Genomic DNA, 24,815 nt, shown 5'->3' on the forward strand with positions numbered 1-24,815 from the left:
GCGGCCCCCGTACGCGCGCAGGGAGAACGTTCCCTGTACCGGGCTGAGCGGTCCCTCCTCCCCATGCCGCCCCTCCTGCGCCCGCATCACATCCCGCCGGCTTGAATCCTCCGCCCGCCCCGCCTACACTGCGGCCATATGCCGCGACCTGCCGCCCCTCACAGCTTTCCGTGCGGGCATCAGGCGGCCGCGAGCCCTTCGGGATCGCGCACTTCCTGCGCGCCCGTTACGGAGGTCTGTCATGGGCGTCAGCTTTTCCCTCAATGACGAAGAACGGCAATGGCTCTCCCGGCTGGCCCGGGAAAGCATCACCACGGCCCTTGAGGGCCGGGAGGACGTCCCGCCGCCCCTGCCGTCCGCGCTGGCCGGAGGGACGCTGGCCCAGTCCCTGGGCTCCTTCGTGACCCTGAACAAGGACGGCGACCTGCGGGGCTGCATCGGCAACATGGTGGGCCGGGAGCCGCTCTGGCAGAACGTCTGGCGCATGGCCCGTGCCGCCGCCTTCGAGGATCCCCGCTTCCCTGCCCTGGATGCGGAGGAATGGCCGCACTGCCACCTGCACATCTCCGTGCTGGGCCCCCTGAGCCCCTGCCCGGACCCGGCGCGGATCGTCATCGGCCGTCACGGCCTGCTGCTGCGCCTGGGCATGCGCCAGGGCGTCTTCCTGCCGCAGGTGCCCGTGGAACAGGGCTGGGATCTGGGGCAATATCTGGAACATCTCTGCCGCAAGGCCGGTCTGCCCGCAGGCAGCTGGCGTGATCCGCAGGCCCTGCTCTTCTGGTTCGAAAGCCTGGTCTTCGAGGCCTGAACCAAAGAGCCCTGAGGAGGAAGTATCCCTGCCTGCCGCGCTGTCCGTGCCCCTCGCGGCAACAGGCGGAGGAGAAAATGGCCCGCTCACGCCAGCGCGAAGAGGCCCACCCCTCGCGCGCTTTCTCCAGAAAAGTGTCTCCACAAAGGACCGGAGGGACTGCCCTCTTGATTTTCTTCACGCCGGGGGCGGCATCCTGCCGCCGTGTCCGACAGCGGATGCCCCACGGCTGCGGCCTTCTCGAAGCCCGCGCGCCTCTATTCGTTTCCCCGGGCTATCGGCCCCACAGACGAAACGCCGCCTGAAACATCCCAGCCGCCATACGGGAAGGCTTGCAGTCCGCCGTCCGGAGCCCCGGACGAAAGTCCACAACAAAAGGGACGCTCCCTGTACGGGAGCGTCCCTTGTTCTTTTATCGGCTGTTTCCCGTCCCCTCGTTTCCAGCCTGCCGGAGCGACTGGGGAAAGATGGAGGCCGGAAGGGAAAGCCCCCTTTCTTGCGCCGGGCAAGGGGGGCTCCTTCGAGGATCTTTCTTCTACGACGTGGGCGGCACGATGGGATCGCCGTACATCTTCCAGGTCAGCGGGCGATAGATGGAGATCAGGGCCATGGCGAAGATGATGGCTACCTGGACCAGGCTGGCCCACAGTTCTTCCGGCAGGATACAGGAGCGCACGAAGCGCAAGGGCCAGTCCAGCCCCATGGGCGTGAGCCATTCGATGCAGCGGTCACCCACGGGCAGCCAGAAGAAGGTGCCCCAGAAACCGGCGCAGAAACTGATGATCCACTTGAAGGTGACCCAGGCGAATTTGAAAAAGCCCAGCGAGGTGAAGATGGAATAGAACAGGCCGGTGAGCACACAGCCGATGAGCCCGGGCATGACCACCCAGGAATCCACGATATAGCGGCAGTATTCCACCAGCTTCACGGTCGCCGGATCGTCCATGCCCAGTTTGAGGAAACCGAGGGCCTGCATGGAAAAGGCGCCGCCCGCCCAGGCCAGGGCCGCCAGCAGGTGCAGGGCCTTCATGCCCTTGATGATATGGTTGTCACGTGCGCTCACGCCCTTGCCGCGCGAGCCGTAATTCCTGACCCGTTCGCTGAACACCATGACATCCTCCCGCACGCCCCCTGCGGGGCCTGCTCTGCGACGCCCTTTCCCGGGGCAGCCGCTCTTTTGACGCTACCCAGCGGAGCCTGTTTTTTCAAGCCCCGCGGGATGGCTGCGAGGGACGCAGGCATCCCGCACGCTCCGGAGCCGTCCGTCCGCGTGCCATGCTCCCGGTCACAGGAAGCCCCATCTCTCCCTGCCGGGCCTTCGGGAAACGATCGGGCCGTATGGCAGGCCCCGGAAAGAAAAAGCCGCCCTGCGCCTCCATCAGGAACCGGGCGGCCTCCACGGCGCGGACAGCGCCCGGGAAACCCGTGGGACCAAGGCCCGTCCGCCTTCGTTACAATTCCAGCAAGGCCCGCCAGCGGGGCAGCTCGGGCTGCAATTCCAGATAGTCGTCCGGCAGGGCGGGCGGCGCGGCCTGGGCCAGGGCCCGCTTCACATCGTCCAGGCTGCCGGTACGCAGCAGGCCGGGGACGTCCTGCAAGGGGCACAGGTCGAAGCCGTCCGAGGGCAGCATGACCATGACGGGCAACTTTTTGAGGGCCGCTTCCAAGACCACGGTGGTGGAAGCGGACGACCAGACCACGGTACCGGGCACCAGATGGGTGGCGATGGGGCCGTCGGCAAAACGCAGGCGCCCGGCCTGGGCCCCCAGCTCGTGACGCAGGTCGGCCTCCACGGAAAGATAGGGATGCGGCTTGACCACGATCTCCCAGCCGTCCAGCAGGCCCGCGTGCACGGCCCGGGCCAGCAGACGCACATGGTCGGCGGTCTCGTCGGCAAAAAAGCCGGTCACCACCAGCAGGCGGTGGTGCGTCTGCCCTTCCTGCGGCGGCACGGCGGACTTGCGGGCATCGACGAGATACATGTAGCGCAGGGCCTCCACCAGCTCCAGACGCTCCTGCGGCACACCGGCGGCCTGCCACTGCCGCAGGGCCCCCTGCCCGTTGGCGCAGATGCGGTCGGGCTGGAAGGGCGCGCAGGCGCTGTCCGTGAAGGTGACCGGATCGTCGAAATAGCGGAAGTCCGTGGGCCGGATGGTGGAATGCTGCGCCCCGTACACGGGCCCGCCCGCGCCGGGCGTGGTGTGGGCGGCATGGGTCAGCATGCGTTCCCAAGGGCAGTTCTCCAGCGGGAAGGTGAACCAGCGCTGGGGCCCGGCGGCCTTCACGTAATTGTCGATGCCGCGCTGTTGCAGGCAGCGCTCCAGACAGCGCCAGCCCCGGAAGGTCTCGGCCCAGTCCTCGGCCATATAGGCCCAAAAGTTCAGGCGGGAGCCCTCGAAACGGCAAAGCTCGCGCATGGAGGCCTCCAGACGGCGGCTGGTCCAGGCCAGACGCAGATAGCGCTTCCAGGCGGCCCGCAGGTCGGCGGTCGTGAGGAATTCCTCCAGATAGTGGAAGCTCACGCCGTCCTGCCGTGCGGCCCGCAGACGATCCCGCATCCTGATGCAGCCGGCCAGATCCATCTGCGGCGACGGGAAGCGGATGAACAGCCAGCGCACGGGCGTCCTGGCCGCCGCCGCGCACAGGGCGTCGTGCAGGCCCTCCCAGTAACGGGAGCGGAAGCGGCCCGCTGCCGCGGCTTCCATGTCCACATTGGGGAAATAGGTGGCGATGGTGCCCGTGGTCACATGCGCGGGCGGCAGGGTGGGCAGGGCCCCGCCCCTGGGCCGGAGGGGCAGGCGCACCCGGAACCACCAGTGGAGGAAGCGCCCGGCCGCGCGCAGCAGGGAGGGGCAAGCCTCATAGATGCGGCGCAGCCGGCTGCGGTAGCGTCCGTCACGGCACTTGGGATCGTGATAGTCCGCGAACTGCCGCCCCGTGGCCTGGCAGAGCGCCAGCAGGGTCTCGCACAGCCGGTCGTCGCCGCCCACCAGACGCAGGGCCGTGAAGCCGCCCTCGTCCAGCAGATGCTCCAGGGTACGCAGCTTGTAGATCTCGTAAAGCAGGGGCGTCATCTTGGGATGGCGCTCGTAGAGCAGCGAACACCACCACATGGACAGCTTTTCCCCGGCCTGGAAATGCTCGTGCAGCAGCGCCCCCTCCACGGGCCTGAGGCCCGTCCGGCAGGCCCATGCGGCGTGCTCGCGCCGGATCTCCGTCAGCCGGGCATCGCACAGGGCAGGCAGCGAGATGTGGTCGCCGGGCACGTCCCGCAGGTTCCAGTGGGCCACGGCGGCGGACGTCTCCAGATGGAAGGCCAGCGGCGCTCTGCTGTCGGCCAGCAAGGTAAGTTCTTTCATGGGCGCTCCTTTCCGGACAGGGGAAGAAAAAACGGACGGCATGGTGCCGTCCGTGCAGGCTCAGGCTTTGAGGGCCGCGGCGATGGCCGGGCCGTAGGGCGCGCGCAGGACGCCCTTTTCCGTGATGATGCCCGTGATGCAGTCAGCGGGCGTCACGTCGAAGGCAAAATTGAAGACCGGCACCCCTTCGGGGACGATGCGGGTCTCGCCCACATGGGTCACTTCCCGGTCGGGGCGCTCCTCGATGGGGATGTGCGCGCCGTCGGGCGTGCGCGGGTCGATGGTGGACAGGGGCGCCGCCACATAGAAGGGGATGCCGAAATGCTTGGCCAGCAGGGCCACGCCGAAAGTGCCGATTTTGTTGGCGGCGTCGCCGTTGGCCGCGATGCGGTCGGCCCCCACCACCACGCACTGCACCAGGCCCTTCTGCATCAGCAGGGCGCAGGCATTGTCGCAGGCCACGCGCACGTCGATGCCGTCCTGCTGCAGTTCCCAGGCGGTCAGGCGCGCACCCTGCAGGAAGGGGCGCGTCTCGTCGGCGATGACCCGCACCTTCTTGCCCGCTTCCAGGGCGCCGCGGATGACGCCCAGGGCCGTGCCGTAACCGGCCGTGGCCAGGGCCCCGGCATTGCAGTGGGTGAGCACGGTATCGCCGTCGTTGATGCAGGACGCCCCGTGGCGGCCGATCTCGCGGCAGATCTCCACGTCCTCGCGGCGCATGGTCTTGGCCTCGGCCAGCAGGACGGGGATGAGGGCCTCCATCTCCAGACCGGCATGGGCCCGCCACAGGGCCCGCATGCGCTCCACGCCCCAGCGCAGGTTCACGGCCGTGGGCCGGGCCGCCTCCAGACGCACCAGGGCCTGGTCATAGGCCGTGCGCCAGTCGGCACCGGCAGGCAGGCTGCGGCGCAGTTCCTCAAGGGCCAGCACGCAGCCGAAACCGGCCGTGACGCCGATGGCCGGAGCGCCGCGCACCACCATCACCTGCAGGGCCCGGATAGTCTCGTCCAGGGTGCGGATGGGCAGGTAGTCCTCGCGCCCGGGCAGGGCGCGCTGGTCCAGCAGATACAGGGTCATGGCGTCAGCGTCGAAACGGATATGGTGTTCCATGCGGTCCTCGATGGTTGAAGGGCGATAAAGGGTCCGTGAGATGGCGTAGCCTGTCCAATACCGACCACGGTAGCGCAAAGCCCTTATCTTGGCAAAGTGCTTTACAAATGCCGAACGCACTGGCTAATCTGGCTGAAGTTTTTGAACTTCAGCAGGAGAAGCGTCCCCATGGAAGAGTTCTCGCGCATCCAGCGCCTGCCCCCCTACGTTTTCGCGGTGGTAGGCGACCTTAAAATGAAGCTGCGTCGCCAGAATATTGATATCGTTGACTTCAGCATGGGAAATCCCGACATTCCCACCCCGCCGCACATCGTGGACAAGCTGGTGGAAGCCGCACAGAAGCCGGTGAACCATCGCTATTCGCTCTCCCGCGGCATCCCCCATCTGCGCGACGCCGTGTGCGAACGCTACAAGCGCCTCTATGATGTGGACCTCGATCCCAACACCGAAGCCATCGTGACCATGGGCTCCAAGGAAGGTCTCGCCCACCTTTCGCTGGCCATGCTCTCGCCCGGCGACGTGGTGCTGGCTCCCGACCCCACCTATCCCATCCACAAGTATGCGCCCATCATCGCCGGCGCCGACGTGCGCAGCGTGCCCATCGGGCCCGGCCGTGACTTTTTCGAGGACCTGACCGCCGCCACCAAGCAGGCCTGGCCCCGTCCCAAGCTGCTTTTCCTGTGCTATCCCCACAACCCCACCACGGAAGTGACCGACCTGGCCTTCTTTGAAAAGGTCGTGGAATTCGCCAAGGAGAACAACATCTGGGTCATCCATGACCTGGCCTATGCCGACCTGGTCTTCGACGGCTACAAGGCCCCCAGCTTCCTGCAGGCCAAGGGCGCCAAGGACGTGGGCGTGGAATTCTACACCATGTCCAAGAGCTACTCCATGCCCGGCTGGCGCGTGGGCTTCTGCCTGGGCAACCCCAAGCTCATCCACGCCCTGAGCCGCATCAAGAGCTACCTGGACTACGGCATCTTCCAGCCCATCCAGATCGCGGCCACCGTGGGCATGCGCAGCGGCGACGAAGAAGTCACCAAGATCTGCGACATCTACCGCCAGCGCCGTGACTGGCTCATCGACGGCCTCAACCGCATCGGCTGGGAAGTGCCCGCGCCCAAGGCGACCATGTTCGTCTGGGCCCGCATCCCCGAAGAGTTCCGCAAGATGGGTTCCGTGGAATTCTCCAAGCTGCTGCTCACCGAAGCGCAGGTGGCCGTCTCTCCGGGCCTGGGCTTTGGCGCCTACGGTGACGAGTACGTGCGCTTCGCCCTCATCGAGAACGATCACCGCACCCGTCAGGCCGTGCGCAACATCCGCCGCCTGCTCGGCGGCTCCAGCGATTAGGGGACACTATGGCCGACAGCAACAAGCCTCTGGTAGTGGGTCTGGCCGGGTTCGGCACCGTGGGCGGCGGTCTTGCCCGCCTGCTGGAAGAGAACGCCGGCATCATCCGTCAGCGTACGGGCCGGGACATCCAGGTCAAGAAGGTGCTGGTGCGCAATGCCCAGAAGGCGCGCACCGTGCCCCTGCCTCCCGGAGCCGACCTGACCACCAACCCTGACGAGCTGATCAACGATCCCGAGATCGACGTGCTGGTGGAGCTCATGGGCGGCATCGACGCCCCGCGCACCATCATCGACCGCGCCCTGGACGCCGGCAAGCACATCGTCACCGCCAACAAGGCCCTGCTGGCCGAGGAAGGGCTCGCCCTGTTCCAGAAGGCCGCCGGCAAGGGCCGCATCCTGCGCTACGAGGCCAGTGTTGCCGGCGCCGTCCCCGTGGTGGAGGCCCTGCGCACCAGCCTGGCCGGTAACCGCATCTCGTCCCTGATGGGCATCCTCAACGGCACCAGCAACTACATCCTGTCCGAGATGACCTCCAACGGTCTGGACTTCGATGTGGCCCTCAAACAGGCCCAGCAGCTGGGCTATGCCGAAGCCGATCCCACCCTGGACATCGACGGTCACGATGCGGCCCACAAGCTGACCCTGCTCATCCGCCTGGCCTACGGGGTCAATTATCCCTATACGGCCATGCCCGTGCGCGGCATCCGCGGCATGTCCAGCCTGGACATCGCCCTGGCCCGCGAGTTCGGCTACCGCATCAAGCTCATCGCCCAGGTGCGCGAACGCCGCGAGCCCGGCCAGCCCGACGACAAGGTGCGGCTGGAGGCGGGCGTGTTCCCGGCCCTGGTGCCCTATACGGTGCTGCTGGCCCGCGTGGGCGGCGTGTACAACGCCGTTCGCGTCAGCGGCAATGCCTGCGGCTCGCTCTTCTTCCACGGCCGCGGCGCGGGCGACCTGCCCACCGCCGGTGCCGTGCTGGCCGACCTCATGGCCGTGGCCCGTGACGAGAACCCGCACAACACCGGCTACGCCTGTGACGACCTGCCCCGCGCCAGCATCGTGCCGCCCGCGGAATGGCGTTCGCGCTACTATGTGCGCGTCATGGTCGAGGACGAGCCCGGCGTGCTGCGCGATCTGGCCGGCTGCATGGCCGACCAGGGCGTGAGCATGGCCCAGGTCATCCAGCGTACCGACGAAGGCAAGGGCGTGCCGCTGGTCTTCATGACCCATGAGACCACCGAAGAAGCCATGAGCACCGCCCTGCAGCGCACCCTAGACACCGGCATGCTGCGCCAGCCTGCCGTGTACTTCCGCGTGCTGGATTAACAAAAACGAACGCAGGGGGAGGCTCTCCCCCTGCACACGATCTTAAAATGATGGTGCCCGGCTCCGCGGGAAAGCCCGTGCCATCGTGAGACATTTCCCGCCACTGCCGGAGCCGTCCTCGCGGGGAGGGGTTCCGGGTGCTTCCCCAGCCACCACATCGCGCAGGGTCAGGAAACATCCCGGCCCTGCGCTTTTTACGCAGCCATGCTGCACGAGGGGCCCCATGATCATTCTGGAAGATCCGTATGTCTCGCCGGAGCTGGCCACCTTTGCCGCCGACCGGCAGGAACCTGTCCTGGATACGCCCGCTGCCCGGCAGGCCGGGCTGGATTACGGGCTGCACCTCGACCTTGTCTCCAGCCGCGACTTCGGCCGTCTGTGCTGCCAGGGGCAGCGCCTGTACAGCAATTCGGAAAACGCCCTGGACTGGCTCTACAGCCGTTCGGGCAATGCCGGGCTGGTGCGCGCCACCGAACTGCTCAAGAACAAGCTGCTGTTCCGCCAGCGTCTGGCCCCGCTCTTCCCCGATTTCCATTTCCGCGAGCTGCCCCTGCGGGACGTCATGGAGACCCATTTCGAAAGCCTGCCCGGCCCCTGCGTGCTCAAGCCTGCGGTGGGCTTCTTCAGCCTGGGCGTCTACAGCATCGAGAACGCCCAGCAGTGGCGCGCCGCCCGTGACGACATCGCGGCCGGCGCCGTGCGCTGGCGCAAGGAATATCCCGCCGCCGTGCTGGACAACCAGGTCTGGCTGCTGGAATCCCTCATCCAGGGCACGGAATATGCCGTGGACGTCTATTTCAACAGCCGCGGCGAGGCCGTTATCTGCAACATCCTCCAGCACGACTTCGCCTCTTCCGAAGACGTGAGCGACCGCCTGTACTACACCAGCGCGGACATCATCCGCCGCATGTCCGGGCCGCTGGAAGCGTGGTTCGACCAGATCAACGAGCGCCTGGGCCTGCGCGATTACCCCGTCCATGTGGAACTGCGCCGCGACGCCGACGGCCATATGGTGCCCATCGAGTTCAACCCGCTGCGCTTCGCGGGCTGGTGCTGCACGGACATCAGCCTCTTCGCCTGGGGCTTCCCCACCTACGGCTGCTATCTGGACGACCGGCGCCCGGACTGGGACAGCATCCTGCCCGGCCGCGAGGACAAGCTCTACACCCTCATCGTGCTCAACAAGCCCGCCGCCTGCCCGCCGGTGCGCGGCTTCGACTACGACGCCCTCTGCGCCCGCTTCCGCAAGGTCCTGCACCTGCGCCGCGGCTTCTACGACCGCTATTCCCACTTCGGCTTCCTGTTCACCGAGACCCCGGCCCATGACCGGACGGAACTGGACGCCATCGTGCGTGACGACCTGCTGGGCTACGTCATCCCCGAAGACCATGAGGAGGCGCCCCAGGCCCGATAAGCAAACCAAGGAGGCTCTCATGAAGAAGATCGGCATCATCCGCTGCATGCAGACCGAGGACATCTGCCCCGGCACCACGGACTTTTCCTTTGCCGCCCAGGGCAAGGGCGCTTTCGAGGAACTGGGCCCCTGCGAGGTCATCGGCTTCGTCTCCTGCGGCGGCTGTCCCGGCAAGCGGGCCGTGGCCCGCGTCAGGATGCTGGTGGATCGCGGCGCCGAAGCCGTTGCCCTGGCCTCCTGCATCTGCAAGGGCAACCCCATCAGCTTCCCCTGCCCGCACCACGAGACCATGATCGCCGCCATCCGCAAAAAACTGGGCGACGGCGTGCCCGTGCTGGATCACACGCACTAGGGATACGCATGAGATAGGAGCGGGAGGGAATCCCCTCCCGTACTGCCCCTTTCCGGCGCGTACGCTCCCGGGCCATGCAGGGCGGCTTCCTGCCATGCCTCGTCCTGACGGGAGACCGTCATGGGCCATGGCCCCGGCACGGTACGCTACCGTCCGCCGGAGGCACGGGCAGCACATCTTCCTGTCCCGTCGCCAGCCCGTCACCTTCATGACGACCGGCGGTCACACAAAGCAGGCATGCTGGGCATGGCATGTCCCCGGCTCCCCGATGCGCAGCAAGGATGTCCCCAGCCCGGGCGGACCCGTAAGGATCGGGAAGGCCAAGGCGGCGCGGCCGGGCCCTCCCCCCGCCCTTTACCTTCCCGCCGCTGTGGGCTATGGAGGGGATGACCGCCTGTTCCGGCGGGCCGCATTTCATCATCAATCACGGACAAAACGGATTCAAAAGGAGAAGTCATGGCGGATATTCTGATCATCGGCGCCGGTGGCGTGGGAAGCGTGGTGGCGCACAAGTGCGCCCAGTTGGCCAAAGAAGGGGCCTTCGGCAAGATCACTCTTGCCAGTCGTACGCTTTCCCGGTGTGACGAGATCGCCCGCTCGGTCAAAGCCCGTCTGGGCGTCGACATCGCCACCGCCCAGGTGGATGCCGACAACGTGCCCGAGCTCTGCGCCCTCATCCGTCAGGTGAAGCCCCACACCGTGCTGAACATCGCCCTGCCCTATCAGGACCTGCACATCATGGACGCCTGCCTGGAATGCGGCGTGCATTATCTGGATACGGCCAACTACGAGCCCCTGGATACCGCCAAGTTCGAATACAAATGGCAGTGGGCCTACCAGGAGCGCTTCAAGCAGGCCGGCCTCACCGCCCTGCTGGGCTCCGGTTTCGACCCCGGCGTCACCAACGTCTTCTCGGCCTGGGTCATGAAGCACGAGCTGGACGAAGTGCATGTGCTGGACATCATCGACTGCAACGCCGGTGACCACGGCCAGCCCTTCGCCACCAACTTCAACCCCGAGATCAACATCCGCGAAGTGACCGCCCGCGGCCGCTACTGGGAACGCGGCGAATGGGTGGAGACCGATCCCCTGTCCTGGTCCATGACCTACGACTTCCCCGACGGCATCGGCCCCAAGAAGTGCTTCCTCATGTACCACGAGGAACTGGAATCCCTGGTGCAGAACCTCAAGGGCCTGAAGCGCGCCCGCTTCTGGATGACCTTTTCGGAAAACTACCTGAACCACCTCAAGGTGCTGGGCAATGTGGGCATGACCCGCATCGATCCCGTGCGCTTCCAGGGCCAGGACATCGTGCCCATCCAGTTCCTGCGCGCCCTGCTGCCCGACCCCGCCTCCCTGGGCCCGCTGACCAAGGGCAAGACCTGCATCGGCAACGTCATGCGCGGCATCAAGGACGGCAAGGAAAAGACCGTCTATATCTACAACATCTGCGACCATGAAGCCTGCTACGCCGAAGTGGGCTCCCAGGCCATCTCCTACACCACCGGCGTGCCCGCCATGATCGGTGCCAAGATGATGGTCTCCGGCCAGTGGCTCAAGCCCGGTGTGTGGAACATGGAACAGTTCGACCCCGACCCCTTCATGGCCGACCTCAACGCCTACGGCCTGCCGTGGCAGTGCGTGGAAGTGAAGGACTAGTCCCTTTCGCGCCAGCAACGCTGTTTCAGGGGGAAGGGGCCCGCGGGCTCCTTCCCCCGTTGCGCTCCGGCCCGGGAACAGACCCGCCGCCCCTGCGGCCAGGCCCCGGACGGCAGCCCTTTCTTCACCCCAACCCCTGCAAAAGACCAAAACATGAAGCATCTCCTGCCCCTGCTGGATCCCCGTACCGTCCCCTCGCCCTGCTTCGTGCTGGACGAAGCCCGTCTGGCGGCCAATGCGGCCATCCTGGACAGCGTGCAGCAGCGCACCGGCGCCAAGATCCTGCTGGCCCTCAAGGGCTTTGCCGCCTGGGACAGCTTTTCCCTGCTCTCCCGCGCCAAAGGCCACGGCCCCCTGTGGGGCACCTGCGCCAGCTCCGTGGATGAGGCCCGCCTGGGCCGCGAAGAATTCGGCGGCGAAGTGCACGCCTTTGCCGCGGGCTGGACGGAAGAAGAGCTGGACGAGCTGCTGCCGCTGGTGGATCACCTGGTCTTCAACTCCCTGGCCCAGTGGGAACGCTTCGGCCCCAAGGTCCGGGCCTGGTGCCGGGACAACGGCCGCGAGATCAGCTGCGGCCTGCGCATAAATCCCGAACATTCCGAAGGCGCCGTGGCCATCTACAATCCCTGCTCCCCGGGCTCCCGTCTGGGCATCCGGCCGCACCAGCTGCCCGAAACGCTGCCGGAAGGCATCTCCGGCCTGCATTTCCACACCCTGTGCGAACAGGGCTCCGACGCACTGGAGCGCACCCTGGATGCCGTGGAGGCCCGTTTCGGCAAGCAGCTGGCCCAGTGCAAGTGGATCAATTTCGGCGGCGGCCATCACATCACCCGCGAAGGCTATGATCTGGACCGCCTCTGCCGCTGCATCACGCGCATGCAGCAGAACTACGGCGCGCAGATCTATCTGGAGCCCGGCGAGGCCGTGGCCCTCAATGCGGGCTGGCTGGTGGCCACGGTGCTGGACGTGGTGCAGGCCGACATGCCCATCGCCATCCTGGACACCTCGGCATCCTGCCACATGCCCGACGTGCTGGAGATGCCCTACCGCCCCAACCTGCTGGCCCCGGAAGACGGCGAGCTGCGCCTGGCGGGCGAAAACGGCGAAAAGGCCTGGACCTGCCGCCTGGCGGGCAAGTCCTGCCTGGCCGGGGACGTCATCGGCGAATACAGCTTCGCCGCGCCCCTCAAGGCCGGTGACCGCCTGATCTTCACCGACATGGCCATCTACAGCATGGTCAAGACCACCACCTTCAACGGCCTGCGCTTGCCGTCCATCGGCAGCCTGGCCGCCGCCCTCGACGCCGCCGACCCGGCCGCCACGGCCCGTTTCCGTCTGGTGCGCCGCTTCGGCTACGAGGACTTCAAGACCCGTCTGTCCTAGAACATCGAGGCCACAGGCCTTTTCCTGAACGCAAACAGCCCCCGCATGACATCATGCGGGGGCTGTTTGCTTGCATCCCTGCCAGCTGTTCCCTGAATGGAACGTACCGGGAAGGGGACATAGGGAGAAAGGGGCCCTGCCTCAGGCCGTGCCCGTCAGCGACAAAGGAGCATTACGTGGACTGCAGAGACGCGGGCCCTCCCCTCATATTTTTTTACTGCTGTACGGACGTGGCCGGGGCCAGATCCTCGACGGAGCTCACGGGACGGCTGCCGGGATAGACCTCACCGGCACTGGTACCGAAATCGCGCTGGGGCGTCACGGTACCGCGCACGGCATGCACGGGCCCTGCCGGCTGCGCCTGCGTCCGGGCCGTTGCGGCCTGCCGTTCCTGTTCCAGCCGCTCCAGGCGACGGGCCTGCTGCTCGCGGGCCTGTTCCGCGGCCTTGCCCCAGCGGGGGCTGCTGCTGCGCGCCATGGGCACCGGCGTGCTGCCCGCGGCCCAGATCAGGCTGGTATCCCGCGTGGAGGAGGCTCGCTGGGCGGCATCGAAGCCGCTGCGGCCCGTTTCCTGTCCGGCCAGCTGCACATCGGGGAAACTCTCCGGCGGCATGAGCTCGCGGCCGTCAGGCAAAGGCTGCCGGGTGCGCCGGGCCATGAGCAAAGGCGGTTCGGGGTCCAGGCTGCCGTCCAGAAAATCGCTGACCGTCACGAAACGCTGACAGCCCCCGGCCTGCAGCTGCGCGATGATGCGCGGCAGGTTCTCCAGCGTGCCGTGCACCGTATCGTGGAAAAGGAAGATGCCGCGCAGATCGTTGTTGACGTAACGCTGGCCCCGCGTGTTGACCAGAGCGGCGTAATCCTCGCGCACGCCCCGCCAATCCTCGCTGTCCAGCGACCAGAGCACGACCTTGAGGTCCATCTGCTCGGCAGCTTTCAGGGTGATGTCATTGAACGAACCGTACGGCGGGCGCAGGAAGCGGGCCTCGATGCCCAGGGAGCGCAAAAAGCGCTGCACCCTGCCGATCTGCTCGCTCTGGGCCGCCAGGTTGAGATGGCGCAGATTGGGATGGGAATAGGTATGGATGCCGATCTCGTGACCTTCGTCATGGATGCGCTGCACGAGGTCGGGATGGCGCTCGGCGTTCCGCCCCAGCACGAAGAACGTGGCCGGGATGTTGTACGCGGCCAGGATGTCGAGAATCTGCGGCGTATTGGCCGAAGGGCCGTCATCGAAGCTCAGGGCGCAGAGGTTCTCCTGCATGGGCTGCGCGATGATGCGCACACCATCGTAGACCCGGCACTGGCGGACACTGGCATCATTCATTACCAGCGCCGAGAGGGAGGCAGGCTCCAGAGGGCCGGAGAGCTTCCGGGCAGTGGCGGAGACGCGCAGCGGCGTGCCGCTGTCCGGGACGGCCTGGGCACAGCCCGGCAACAAAAGCAGGGCCGCCAGCAGCAGCCCCATGCCCATGCGCGACGGGAAACGCGCATCACGATCTTTGCCGGTCACGGACCTGCGGCCCTGCCGGAAACGGGAAAACATCATCTTTTCCACCCTGAACTGAAGTGTTTTTCTACCTAACACCGGCCCCCCAGGACTGCAAGGCTATTTATCAGGAACAAATATCAATTTTTTATCCTTTTATTCCAGATAATTACAGATGAAATTAAACTTTTTTCAAATTTTTCAATTTTTTTCTTGACCCCGAGGGGTGTTTCCCGTACAAACACTCTTGTTCGAGAGGACAACGACGGACAGTTAGCTCAGTTGGTAGAGCACCGCCTTCACACGGCGGGGGTCACAGGTTCAAGTCCTGTACTGTCCACCACTACGGAGCGGTAGTTAAGACGGTTATAACGCCGGCCTGTCACGCCGGAGGCCGAGGGTTCGAGTCCCTTCCGCTCCGCCATAATTGCGAGAAAAGCGCACTGTGCAAACGGTGCGCTTTTTTTGAGAACAATACGGGATATTTTCCCGACTCCATATTTGGAGCGGTAGTTAAGACGGTTATAACGCCGGCCTGTCACGCCGGAGGCCGAGGGTTCGAGTCCCTTCCGCTCCGCCATAATCACGCGAAGGCGCCCTGCACATGCAGGGCGCTTTTTTTATTCCCGCCGCTCCGCGCTGCCCGTCTCGTGCTCCTGTCCCGGCCATCATGCATGGACAGGAGCAAGACTCTTGGTCTACCTTTTGCTATACCAGTAACAAAAAGGAGAGGCCTATGCATCCCACTGCCCATATCATTGCAAAATTTGGTGCCACTATCGGCATGGACGGCCTTGAGACCGAGAACGGCGTTTGCACGCTCCGTTTCGATGACGTGACAGTCACCCTTGAATGCGCCGAAAACGACGGCGCCCTGTACCTGTACAGCCGGGTATGCGGCCTGCCGGAAAGCGACGCCGACAAGCTGGCGCTCTATGGCCTGCTGCTGGAACTGGACAGCTTTTTCAAGGGCACGGACGGCGGGGTACTGGGCATCGAGCCCCTGCTCGACGCCGTGACCTATACCCGCCGCCTGCCGCTGGAACATCTGGACGAGAGCCTCCTCGACCGCCAGGTCGGCCGTCATGTGGATACGGTGGAAGCGCTGCGAGCTTCCATCGCACGACTGCAGGAGCAGGCCCCCACGCCCCAGGCCGCCGCGGAAGCGGGCTGGAACGACGGCATGCTGAAGATCTGAACGCTGCTGCCAGAAAGGATTCGCCATGAAGATCAACGACCTGAACATCATCGCCCAACGGCTGGGCGCGTTCGGCAAGGAACATCTGGGGATCGATCGCCAGGGACATACCGTCCCCACCACCTCCTCGCTGGGAGGCCGCATCGCCAACTGGATACGCTCGCGCCACAGCGACACGGCAGCCCAGGCCAACCGTGACGTCATGACCGGGATCATTAATACCATCCGGCAGACCGACGATCTGGGCGACCGCTTCGCGGACATCGCCCGGAAGAGCCTGGAAAGCAAGCTGGCTGCCGGCCGTCCCTTGAGCGGACGTGACGCGGCCCGGGTGCTGCAGGACGTCATCCGTATCAAGACGACGGAAGACCAGGCCCGTCTGGAGACCCGGCTCATCAACGCCCAGGACCAGTTCCAGAAGCTCTGCGCCCCCCATGCCGACGGCTCGCCCTCGGATCTGGAAACGCAGACGGCCGCGCGGCGGCAGCGCTTCGGCCTGCCTCCGGCCACGGCGGAACAGCTCCGGGGCTACCGGGACACCGCCCTGCGCGATCTGGAAGCCAGGGCCCGGCGCGCCGACCATTCGCTGACACCGGCCGAAAGCCTGGATGCCCTTGGCGAGAGCGCCCGCATGCTGACCCTGAGGGAAGCCAAGGCCGGCATCGCGGCCATGGCGGAGCAGGTCAGCGGCGAAGGCCCCCACGGCTTCATGGCCCGTCTGGACGCCGCCATGCAGGCCAGGGGCATCGTTGGCGACATCAGTCCCGCCACCCGCGATGTCCTGGTCCAGACCATCCATGACAAGCTCGTCGCCCGCTGCCTGAACGACAGCAACAACATGCACCAGCCCACCCTGGCGGAAGCCTCCACGGTGGCCGACAAGGTCATCAACAATTTCGTGGCGGCCCTGGACACGGTGGAACACGCCCGGGCCATGCCCCGGGAGGCCAAGCGCATCCTGCAGGACGAGATCCTGCACTCTCCCAAGCCCGTGAACGCGGCCATGGCGCAGGCCATATGCGACGCCGTACTGGATACGGGCCAGTTCCTGCGCACCCTGACGCTGGCCGAGGCCACCCCCGCCGGACTGAAGAGGGACTTCGATACCTATGCCCAGACCATGCACGCCGCCACCACACAGCCGGACGGCATGCTGCGTCCCGGCATCGAGGGCGGGCCGGAAGCCGGCCTGGTCCGCATCCTGACGGCCCGCGCCGCATGCAGGATGCTGGGCCTCGGCAATCTGGAGCCCCTGAGCAAGGACGAACATGAGCTCTTCCAGCAGCTCGTACAGGAAAAGCAGCCCGTCCCGCCGGAGCTGGCCGCCCGCGTCGCTGCCCGTATGGACGCCGACTACGCGGCCCGCCGTGCCCTGGGCGGGGGCTCCCCCCTGCATGTCCTGCGCCGTGATCTTGCCCAGGAGGCCGACGAAGGCCTGCGTTCCCGCAACGAACTCCTGCTCATGAACGTCCTGGATACCCTGGCCCAGGCTACGGAAAGCGACGAATTCTATGACATCCTCGACCGGGCTCCCGGTCTTGGCCAGATGCGCATGGCCGAGGCGCGCCGGTTCGTGCCCCAGGGCCTGGGCCTGACCCTGCCCGAAGGTCAGGCCTTCGACATGGCCGCCGCCCGGCAAAAGATGCAGGACGGCCTCAATGCCACCGTCCTGTCCTCCCCTCCGGGCAACGGGGCCACCGCCCTGTCCAGAGAGGATCTGGCCTCTCCCGAACTCATCCGCAAGTGCAACTACTTCTCGGACCAGTTCCTCAAGGACTTCGCCCGGAACGGCATCACCATCAGCGGGCACAAGTTCGGCGGCGGGAGATTTACCCATGAGCCGCAACAGATGGAACGGGAGCTGGACGCCCTCATCGCCATGTTCCCCTCCGCCGAAGAGGCCGGACGCATCTGCAGCCCGCTGCATCAGGCCAGCGGCGCCGATATCCTGATGCTCCTCATGGCCGACCCGGCCACCGCCAACGAGACCATGCGCATCGCTGCCCTCCAGTCCCGGCCCCTCGCCAACAGCCTGCCCATCGAGATCATCCGGCACTCTGACGGCTCGTATCACGTCAATATCGAATTCTGCTTCCAGAAGATCGATGCGGAGATGGGCCCCCGTGCCTCCTCCGGCATCAACGCGAGAGCCTCCTTCCTGCTGCCCAATGGCCGGGAACCGCTGCAATTCCGCATCGAGGATCTCGACGTGCTGTTCAACACCCGGCAGGGCTAGCCGCGGCCAACGGCCGCCTCCGCGCCGGGCTGACCGACTGCCCGCCTGAAAACGGAACGGGGCATCCGCTTGGCGGATGCCCCGTTTTTCGTCGGCCTGCGGTACTCCTGCAAAGAGGCCCTGTCCTGCCTGTAAGACACAGACCACAGGCACAAAAAAAGCCCCCGCGAGGCTTTCCTCGTGAGGGCTTGAAATCTGTGGCGCGCCCGGCGCGATTCGAACGCACGGCCTTTGGCTCCGGAGGCCAACGCTCTATCCGACTGAGCTACGGGCGCACACGTGTCTTTCTAGGCAAAGGGCGTGCCGCTGTCAAGCCCTGCTCCTGCCCGCTTCGGGGCGCACCGCCTCAGTCACGAAAATGGTCCGTGCCCCTCTTCCGGGCGCGACGCCGCCCGGCATCACGGCAGGCCTGCTTCTTTTCGTGACAGTCTCCTAGTCTTGCGCTATACTTTCTTTCCCCGTTTTGGGGCGCCCCCCAACAAGGAGAACGATCATGAGCCAGATCCTCTGGTACGGCCATTCGGCCTTCAATATCAGTTGTGACGACAAGCATGTCGTCGTGGACCCCTTCCTGACGCCCGCTTCCGGTACCACGGCCGAGACCATCGGCCCGGTGGACGTGGTACTGGTCACCCATGACCATGCCGACCATGTGGGCGATGCCGTGGCCATTTGCAAGAACACCGGCGCCATGCTGGGCGCCATCGTGGGCACGGCCCAGAAGCTGGAGGCCGCCGGTGTGCCCTCGGCCCAGCTGCTCAACTACATCGGCTTCAACATGGGCGGTACCGTGGCCCACGCGGGCTTCGAATTCACCATGACCCAGGCGTATCACTCCAGCGAGTCGGGCTCCCCGGCGGGCTACATCATCCGCACGCCTGACGGCAAGCACATCTACCATGCGGGCGATACCTGCATCTTCGCGGGCATGGAACTGTGGGGCCGCCTCTACTCCATCGACGTGGCCCTGCTGCCCATGGGCGGCGTCTTCACCATGGACGCCCGCCAGGCGGCCCTGGCCTGCAAGCTGCTGGACTGCAAACAGGTCATCCCCATGCACTGGGGCACCTTCCCGGTGCTGGCCCAGGATACGGAAGCCTTCAAGGCCGAACTGGCCCGCGTGGCTCCCGGCTGTACCTGCATCGACCTGCTGCCCGGCCAGTCCGTGCAGATCTAACGTCTGTTGAGGGAGAGCCGCCCGCGCATCAGCGATGTCTCCTCCCCCGAACGCTTCCCGACCCATCAGCAAAAAAGCCCTTCCTGCCATGGCAGGAAGGGCTTTTCGCTTTTTTCAAAAAACGGGAGTCGGGCCAATCCCTTAAACAGGGTATCGGCCCCACCCGGACATATCGCTTTTTACTTTTTCTCGTCGTCGCTCTTGCCGCGGGCCTTGTCCAGCAGCTCGCCCGCCTGCTGGCCCAGCTCACCGGCTTTGCCGCGAGCTTCCTGCAGCAGTTCCCCGGCCTTCTGGCGGGCACCGTCCACCACTTCACCGCCCTGGCGGCGCAGCTCACCGGCCTTCTGACGGGCTTCCTCCATCATCTCTCCGGCCTGGCCGCGCAGGGAACCCATCTTTTCCCGGGCCTCGTCCAGAAGCTCGCCCGCCTGCTGGCCCAGTTCACCCGCCTTGCCGCGGGCCTTGTCCACCATCTCGCCGCTCTGGCGACGCAGTTCGCCGGCCTTCTGGCGCGCTTCTTCCATCATCTCGCCGGCCTTGCCGCGAGCTTCGTCCAGCAGTTCCCCGGCCTTCTGGCGGGCCTCGCCCACCACTTCGCCGCTCTGGCGGCGCAGCTCACCGGCTTTCTGACGGGCTTCCTCCATCATCTCTCCGGCCTGGCCGCGCAGGGAGTCCATCTTTTCCCGGGCCTCGTCCAGAAGCTCGCCCGCCTGCTGGCCCAGGGCCTGGGCACGGGTGGGCGCGGCCGCGGGCTGGTCCGGCGTGGGCAGCAGACGGTCCTCGTCCCCCTGTCCCTGGGCCACGCGCGCGGCCTCCTCGTCACGCAGGATGCGGCGCAGCACCTTGCCGATGAGGCTCTTGGGCAGTTCCTCGCGGAACTCGAAGAACTTGGGCACCTTGTAATTGGCCAGACGCGCCCGGCAATGGGCCGTCAGCTCGGCCGTGGTCAGGGTCTCGCCGGGACGGGGCACCACATAGGCCTTGAGCACTTCACCGCGGGTGGGATGCTTGACGCCCACGGCCACGGCCTCAGCCACTTTGGGATGCTCGTACAGGACCTCGTCCACTTCGCGGGGGTAAACGTTGTAACCGCCCACGATGACCAGATCCTTCTTGCGGTCCACAATGTAGTAGTAGCCATCTTCGTCGTAGTAGGCGATGTCGCCGGTATGCAGCCAGCCGTCGGTCAGGGTGGCGGCCGTCTCTTCGGGACGGTTCCAGTAGCCCTGCATGACCTGCGGGCCGCGCACCAGCATCTCGCCCTCCTCATTGGGGCCCAGGACATGGTTGCTGTCGTTGATGTCCACGATGCGGATCTCGGTATGCGGGAAGGCCACGCCGATGGAGCCTTCCTTCTGCGGGCCGTCCAGCGGGTTGGCCGTGACGCAGGGCGAGGCCTCGGTCAGGCCGAAACCTTCGGTGATGCTGGCGTGGGTCATGCTCACCCAGCGGCGCAGGGCCTCGGTGGGGAACGGCGCCGAACCGGAGACGCAGATCTCGATACAAGTGAGGTCGTATTTCTTGATGTCCTTCTGCTGCATGAGCGACATGTAGACCGAAGGCGCGCCCACGAAGAAGGTGGGACGGAAGCGGGCGATGGTCCGCAGCAGGTCGGCGGGCGTGTAGCGCGGCACCGGGATGGTGGTGGCCGCCAGGGCCGTGGGCAGGATGATGTTGCCCACCAGGCCGAAGACGTGGAAGAAAGGCATGATGCTCAGGAAGGACATGGGCTTGCAGTTTTCCCAGTCCATATGGAGGATGGCCAGCAGCTGCTGCATCTGGGCCGAGATGCAGGCATGGCCCAGCATGGCGCCCTTGGGCTGGCCGGAGGTGCCGCCCGTGTACTGGAGCAGGGCCAGGGCGTCACCGGGGTCCTCGTCGGTGGGCACGCTGAAGCGGCCGCGGACCTTGATGAAATCTTTCCAGCGCAGCACTTCCTGCCCGTAGGGCACCTGCGGCACCTGGCCCTGACGGCGGGCCTTGATGCGATACAGCCAGTTGAGCGGGAAGGCCAGACCGTCCGAGATGTTCGTGACCACGGTCAGACGCAGGGGCAGGCGGTCGCGCAGGGGCTCCAGCTTGGCCCAGAGCAGGTCCAGGGTCACCAGCACCTCGGCCCCGGCATCATTGAAATGATGCAGCAGCTCCTTTTCCATATAGAGCGGGTTGGTCATCACGGCCACGGCCCCGGCCTTCATGATGCCCCAGAAGGCGATGACGGTCTGCGGGATGTTGGGCAGCATGACGGCCACCCGCTGGCCGGGCTTGACGCCGCGCAGGCGCAGGGCCTCGGCAAAGCGTTCCGCCGCTTCGTGCAGACGGCTGTAGGTCATCTGGAAATTCTGGAAACGGATGGCCAGACGGTTGCCGTGCGTCCTGGCGGCCCTGTCCAGCAACGAGGCCAGATGCATGGGCCGGATGACGCATTCCGTGTCCTCGTGACCCGCAAAATGCCGCCACCAGCCGGGGCGTTGACCGTCGTCCAGGATATTTTCCATGGCGCCGTCCAGGGGGCGGGCCGTTTCCGTCTGCGAAGGGGTAGTCATGCGCTGCTCCAGATGCATGCTGCAAGGGTTGGGCGCGGCCTCACGGCACACGCGTTGTCATCCCCCGGCCCGGAGACCGGGGGCCGTCATCAGGAGGGGCGCCGAAGCGCCCCTGTCGAACACTATCGAGAAAAGGATCAGGCCAGGGCGGTCAGGTCGTAGGTGCTGCTCTCCACGATGTCGCCCTGCACCAGCGCGCCGGGGGCCACGCCCAGGCCGCTCACGTAGGTGATGCCGTCCACCTCGGGCGCCTGGAACCAGACGCGGCCCACATGCAGGCCCGGCCATTCGTCATGCGGCGCATCCACCAGCACCGGCATGGTCTGGCCCACCGCTTCCTGCAACTGCCGCTCGCTGATCTCGGCCTGGATCTCCATGAGCGTGGCGCGGCGTTCCTCGCGCACTTCCATGGGCACCTGGTCGGGCATGGCCGCCGCGGGCGTGCCTTCCTCGGCCTGATAGGCGAAGACGCCCAGATGGCGGAAGCGCGTCTCTTCCACAAAGCGGCACAGGGCCTGGAAATGCTCCTCGGTCTCGCCGGGATAGCCCACGATGAAGGTGGTGCGCAGGGCGGCCTCGGGCAGGGCCTCGCGCACGCGGTCCACCACGCGGCGGGGATCATTGGCGAAGGGGCGGCCCATGCGGGTCAGCACCTCGGGATGGGCGTGCTGCAGGGGGATGTCGAAGTACGGCAGCAGCTGCGGCCCGGCCTCGCGCATGTAGCGCAACAGTTCGGGCGTGACGCCGCTGGGATAAAGGTAGAGCAGACGCAGCCAGGTCAGGCGATCCAAGGGCAGCAGCTCGTCCAGCAGGTGGGGCAGGCTTTGGGGCGTGTCGAAGTCGCTGCCCCACGAGGTCAGGTCCTGGGCCACCAGGACCAGTTCGCGCACCCCGCCGGCCAGCAGGCCGCGGGCCTCCTCGCGCAGGTCGGCCGCAGGCACGGAGCGCAGCGGGCCCCGGATGGACGGGATGGTGCAGAAGGCGCACTTGTGGCGGCAGCCTTCGCCCACCTTGAGCCAGGCATAGGACGGGCCCGTGGAGAGCAGGCGGCCCGGCGCGGCGGGAGCCGCGGGCAGGCCCAGGGCCTCGCGCACCATGGCGGGCCAGTTTTCCAGCTCGTCGGTGGGCAGCCACAGGTCCACCTCGGGCAGGTCGGCGGCCAGATCCTTGACGCCGTAGCGCCCCACCATACAGCCGGCCACGGCCAGCAGGGGGCGGCGCTTGCAGCGGCCCAGACGCTCCACGGCATCGAGGATGGAGCGGATGGACTCGCGTACGGCAGGCTCGATGAAGCCGCAGGTATTGATGAAGACCAGACGTGCCCGGCCCATGTGTTCCACGCTGTGCACGGGCATGCCCAGCGAGCCCAGCAGATGCTCGGTATCCACACGGTTCTTGGGACAGCCCAGGCTCAGGGACCACACCGGCAAAGAGCCGGACACACGGGCGCGCATCAGGGGCGCGGCCGCTCCGGCTGCGGAAGAAAAGGAATGGACAGTCATGGAGATAGCCTATCCGTCTCTGTTTTTTTTGTCATCACAAATTGCGCGATATGGTTGCGCAGGCAACGGGATAGGCTGTGTCCGGCGGCAGAGGCGCCGCCGTGCGGGACCGCCCCGCAGGAACGGGGCGGAACGGAAAGATGTCGGGCTAGAAGGCGTGGACGCGCCACGGCAGGGCCAAAAAGCGCAGGCTGTTGGGCTGGATGACCAGCAGGCGTTCCCGCTGCACGTCGGCGCTGCGGGTCACGAAGCTCTCGCGCGGGATCAGCGTCACGGCTTCGTCCTCGTGGCTGCAGTCGAAAAGATGCAGCAGGTCCCCGTCCATGCGGTCGGCACAGGTCCAGTGCCGGTTCATGGGCGGCGTCTCGGGCGTCAAATGCCGCAAAAAGCGGAACAGGATGCAGCGGCCCTCGCCCGGTGCCAGCCACTCGCGGCAGGCCTCCCACAGGGCGTCGGGCGAAACGGCCTCGCCTTCGGCAAAGGGCTTTTCCACCAGCAGGGGGTAGCGCTGCTGGCGGGCCTGGATCATGTCGTCCACCAGCTGCATGTAGTCCGTGTCCTGCTCCAGCACGGCCCGTAGGGCACCGGGCTTCCCGGCCAGGGAAAGCAGGGTCTCGTTGAGGATGTCGCGCGCCTTGAGCGTCTGGATGCCGTGGGTCAGGCGCAGGGCGTTGAGCACGGCATAGATGGCACAAAACGTATCCAGTTTCCCCTGGAAAAAAGGTTTGAGCATACGAACCTCCGCATGCTGTTATGCCTGTTCCCCACGGGCAAGGCAACCGGAAACGCCGGACAGCACAGAAGTTTTTTCTCCCCGGCCCGGCTGCGGGGCTTTTGCGGCTTTACAAGGCCTGCCGCAGCAGGTATAAGGGAATCCCCACTAACTATATCACCATACCTTGATATGCAGATATTCACCAATCCCCAAGATCTGGCGGCCCAGTGCCGCTCCTGGCACGCGGCCGGCGAGGACATCGCCCTTGTGCCCACCATGGGCTATTACCATGCCGGTCACGAGGCGCTCATGGACCAGGGCCGCGGCCTTGCCAAGCGTCTTGTGGTCAGCCTTTTCGTCAACCCCACCCAGTTCGGCCCCAATGAAGACCTTTCCGCCTATCCGCGCGACATCGAGCGCGATACGCAGATCGCCGCCGCCCACGGCGCGGACGCCATCTTCATCCCCGAACCCGCGTCCATGTATGCGGAAGACCACGCCACCTGGGTGGAAGTGCCGGACCTTTCCCGCATCATGTGCGGCCTGAGCCGGCCGACCCATTTTCGCGGTGTCTGCACGGTGGTGCTGAAGCTGTTCATGATCACCCAGGCCGACGTGGCCGTCTTCGGCCAGAAGGACTGGCAGCAGCAGGCCATCCTGCGCCGCATGGTGCGCGACCTCAACGTGCCGGTGCGCATCGAGACCTGTCCCATCGTGCGTGAGGAAGACGGCCTGGCCCTCTCCTCCCGCAACGTCTACCTCACCGAGGAAGAACGCCGCCAGGCCCCCTGGATCCATCGCGGCCTGCAGCTGGCCCGCGACATGGCCCAGAAGGGACAGACCCACGCCAAGATCCTGCGTGAGGCCGCCCTCTGCACCTGGGCGGACCACCTGACCCTGGGCCGTCTGGACTACCTCAGCGTGGTGGACCCGGTGTCCATGGAGCCCCTGGACACCGTGGATGGCCCGGCCCTCATGGCCTGTGCCATCCGCATGGGCAAGGCCCGCCTGATCGACAATATCCTGCTCAGGGACTAGCGGACAGGCCATATGTTTTTTCGGCAGGGGCCGGACCGGGGCTGATGTCCCGGCCCGGCTTCCCCATGCCTGCCCGGCCGCCCGCACGGGCGGTGCAGGCGACCTGCGGTCCGGCAACGGCCGCGGGCCATACTGAACCATGGAGAACAGA

At 66.1% G+C, this 24,815-nt stretch carries 18 protein-coding genes and 4 tRNA genes; 14 read left to right on the forward strand and 8 right to left on the reverse strand.

Features of this window, described 5'->3' with window-relative positions:
- The first annotated feature begins 241 nt into the window (after positions 1-241).
- Positions 242-808 (forward strand): AmmeMemoRadiSam system protein A, encoded by a 567-nt coding sequence (gene amrA, locus ACQRAG_RS06430; protein ID WP_204625835.1) that lies wholly within the window; start codon positions 242-244, stop codon positions 806-808.
- A 535-nt stretch (positions 809-1,343) separates the two neighbouring features.
- Here the strand turns inward: amrA and ACQRAG_RS06435 are convergent.
- The 3 genes from ACQRAG_RS06435 to mtnA form a co-directional block, all read right to left on the reverse strand.
- A complete protein-coding gene (locus tag ACQRAG_RS06435; RefSeq protein WP_300706338.1) occupies positions 1,344-1,919 on the reverse strand; it encodes a hypothetical protein in 576 nt (191 codons plus the stop codon).
- Between the two features lie 340 nt (positions 1,920-2,259).
- Positions 2,260-4,167 (reverse strand): TIGR04326 family surface carbohydrate biosynthesis protein, encoded by a 1,908-nt coding sequence (locus tag ACQRAG_RS06440; RefSeq protein ID WP_297139736.1) that lies wholly within the window; start codon positions 4,165-4,167, stop codon positions 2,260-2,262.
- 60 nt (positions 4,168-4,227) lie between these two features.
- Positions 4,228-5,277 (reverse strand): S-methyl-5-thioribose-1-phosphate isomerase, encoded by a 1,050-nt coding sequence (mtnA, locus tag ACQRAG_RS06445; protein ID WP_427803802.1) that lies wholly within the window; start codon positions 5,275-5,277, stop codon positions 4,228-4,230.
- A 168-nt stretch (positions 5,278-5,445) separates the two neighbouring features.
- Here mtnA and ACQRAG_RS06450 point away from each other — a divergent pair, with 168 nt between their 5' ends.
- The 6 genes from ACQRAG_RS06450 (at position 5,446) to nspC (ending at position 12,763) form a co-directional block, all read left to right on the forward strand.
- Positions 5,446-6,627 carry an aminotransferase class I/II-fold pyridoxal phosphate-dependent enzyme gene (locus ACQRAG_RS06450; RefSeq protein ID WP_168936314.1) on the forward strand — a complete coding sequence of 394 codons (1,182 nt, stop codon included), beginning with the start codon at positions 5,446-5,448 and terminating at the stop codon, positions 6,625-6,627.
- 8 nt (positions 6,628-6,635) lie between these two features.
- Positions 6,636-7,955, forward strand: coding sequence for a homoserine dehydrogenase (locus ACQRAG_RS06455; RefSeq protein ID WP_168936313.1), 1,320 nt, complete (start codon positions 6,636-6,638; stop codon positions 7,953-7,955).
- Positions 7,956-8,178: 223 nt separating this feature from the next.
- Positions 8,179-9,369, forward strand: coding sequence for an ATP-grasp domain-containing protein (locus ACQRAG_RS06460; RefSeq protein ID WP_427803803.1), 1,191 nt, complete (start codon positions 8,179-8,181; stop codon positions 9,367-9,369).
- Between the two features lie 19 nt (positions 9,370-9,388).
- Positions 9,389-9,721, forward strand: coding sequence for a CGGC domain-containing protein (locus tag ACQRAG_RS06465; protein WP_427803804.1), 333 nt, complete (start codon positions 9,389-9,391; stop codon positions 9,719-9,721).
- Positions 9,722-10,177: 456 nt separating this feature from the next.
- The gene (locus ACQRAG_RS06470; RefSeq protein ID WP_006007027.1) at positions 10,178-11,380 is read left to right on the forward strand and encodes a saccharopine dehydrogenase family protein; all 1,203 of its coding nucleotides are present in this window, start codon (positions 10,178-10,180) and stop codon (positions 11,378-11,380) included.
- Between the two features lie 153 nt (positions 11,381-11,533).
- The gene (gene nspC, locus ACQRAG_RS06475; protein WP_321031868.1) at positions 11,534-12,763 is read left to right on the forward strand and encodes a carboxynorspermidine decarboxylase; all 1,230 of its coding nucleotides are present in this window, start codon (positions 11,534-11,536) and stop codon (positions 12,761-12,763) included.
- Positions 12,764-12,977: 214 nt separating this feature from the next.
- On the opposite strand, the gene ACQRAG_RS06480 is transcribed toward nspC, so the two are convergent.
- A complete protein-coding gene (locus ACQRAG_RS06480; protein WP_427803805.1) occupies positions 12,978-14,312 on the reverse strand; it encodes a polysaccharide deacetylase family protein in 1,335 nt (444 codons plus the stop codon).
- Between the two features lie 207 nt (positions 14,313-14,519).
- Here ACQRAG_RS06480 and ACQRAG_RS06485 point away from each other — a divergent pair.
- The 5 genes from ACQRAG_RS06485 (at position 14,520) to ACQRAG_RS06505 (ending at position 17,686) form a co-directional block, all read left to right on the forward strand.
- Positions 14,520-14,595, forward strand: a tRNA-Val gene (locus ACQRAG_RS06485).
- Positions 14,596-14,599: 4 nt separating this feature from the next.
- A tRNA-Asp gene (locus ACQRAG_RS06490) sits at positions 14,600-14,676 on the forward strand.
- A gap of 79 nt (positions 14,677-14,755) precedes the next feature.
- Positions 14,756-14,832: transfer RNA gene (locus tag ACQRAG_RS06495), tRNA-Asp, on the forward strand.
- A 156-nt stretch (positions 14,833-14,988) separates the two neighbouring features.
- Positions 14,989-15,450, forward strand: a complete 462-nt coding sequence (locus ACQRAG_RS06500; protein ID WP_427803806.1) for a CesT family type III secretion system chaperone — start codon at positions 14,989-14,991, stop codon at positions 15,448-15,450.
- 25 nt (positions 15,451-15,475) lie between these two features.
- On the forward strand, positions 15,476-17,686 hold the full coding sequence (locus ACQRAG_RS06505) for a hypothetical protein (protein ID WP_427803807.1): 2,211 nt from the start codon (positions 15,476-15,478) through the stop codon (positions 17,684-17,686).
- Between the two features lie 198 nt (positions 17,687-17,884).
- Here ACQRAG_RS06505 and ACQRAG_RS06510 read toward each other — a convergent pair.
- Positions 17,885-17,961: transfer RNA gene (locus tag ACQRAG_RS06510), tRNA-Arg, on the reverse strand.
- Positions 17,962-18,176: 215 nt separating this feature from the next.
- Between ACQRAG_RS06510 and ACQRAG_RS06515 the strand changes: the two genes are divergently transcribed.
- The gene (locus ACQRAG_RS06515; RefSeq protein WP_427803817.1) at positions 18,177-18,863 is read left to right on the forward strand and encodes a metal-dependent hydrolase; all 687 of its coding nucleotides are present in this window, start codon (positions 18,177-18,179) and stop codon (positions 18,861-18,863) included.
- Positions 18,864-19,042: 179 nt separating this feature from the next.
- On the opposite strand, the gene ACQRAG_RS06520 is transcribed toward ACQRAG_RS06515, so the two are convergent.
- The 3 genes from ACQRAG_RS06520 to ACQRAG_RS06530 form a co-directional block, all read right to left on the reverse strand.
- Positions 19,043-21,409: an AMP-binding protein gene (locus ACQRAG_RS06520; RefSeq protein ID WP_427803808.1), complete on the reverse strand. Its 2,367-nt coding sequence runs from the start codon at positions 21,407-21,409 to the stop codon at positions 19,043-19,045.
- 137 nt (positions 21,410-21,546) lie between these two features.
- Complete coding sequence (gene rimO / locus ACQRAG_RS06525; RefSeq protein WP_427803818.1) at positions 21,547-22,863, reverse strand: 30S ribosomal protein S12 methylthiotransferase RimO; 1,317 nt, start codon at positions 22,861-22,863, stop codon at positions 21,547-21,549.
- A 196-nt stretch (positions 22,864-23,059) separates the two neighbouring features.
- Positions 23,060-23,644 (reverse strand): hypothetical protein, encoded by a 585-nt coding sequence (locus ACQRAG_RS06530; RefSeq protein WP_168935343.1) that lies wholly within the window; start codon positions 23,642-23,644, stop codon positions 23,060-23,062.
- 171 nt (positions 23,645-23,815) lie between these two features.
- Between ACQRAG_RS06530 and panC the strand changes: the two genes are divergently transcribed.
- Positions 23,816-24,664, forward strand: a complete 849-nt coding sequence (panC, locus tag ACQRAG_RS06535) for a pantoate--beta-alanine ligase (protein WP_168935342.1) — start codon at positions 23,816-23,818, stop codon at positions 24,662-24,664.
- Positions 24,665-24,815 lie beyond the last annotated feature (151 nt).

Source organism: Desulfovibrio sp. SGI.230 (assembly GCF_050313065.1).
Taxonomy (GTDB): Bacteria; Desulfobacterota; Desulfovibrionia; order Desulfovibrionales; family Desulfovibrionaceae; genus Desulfovibrio.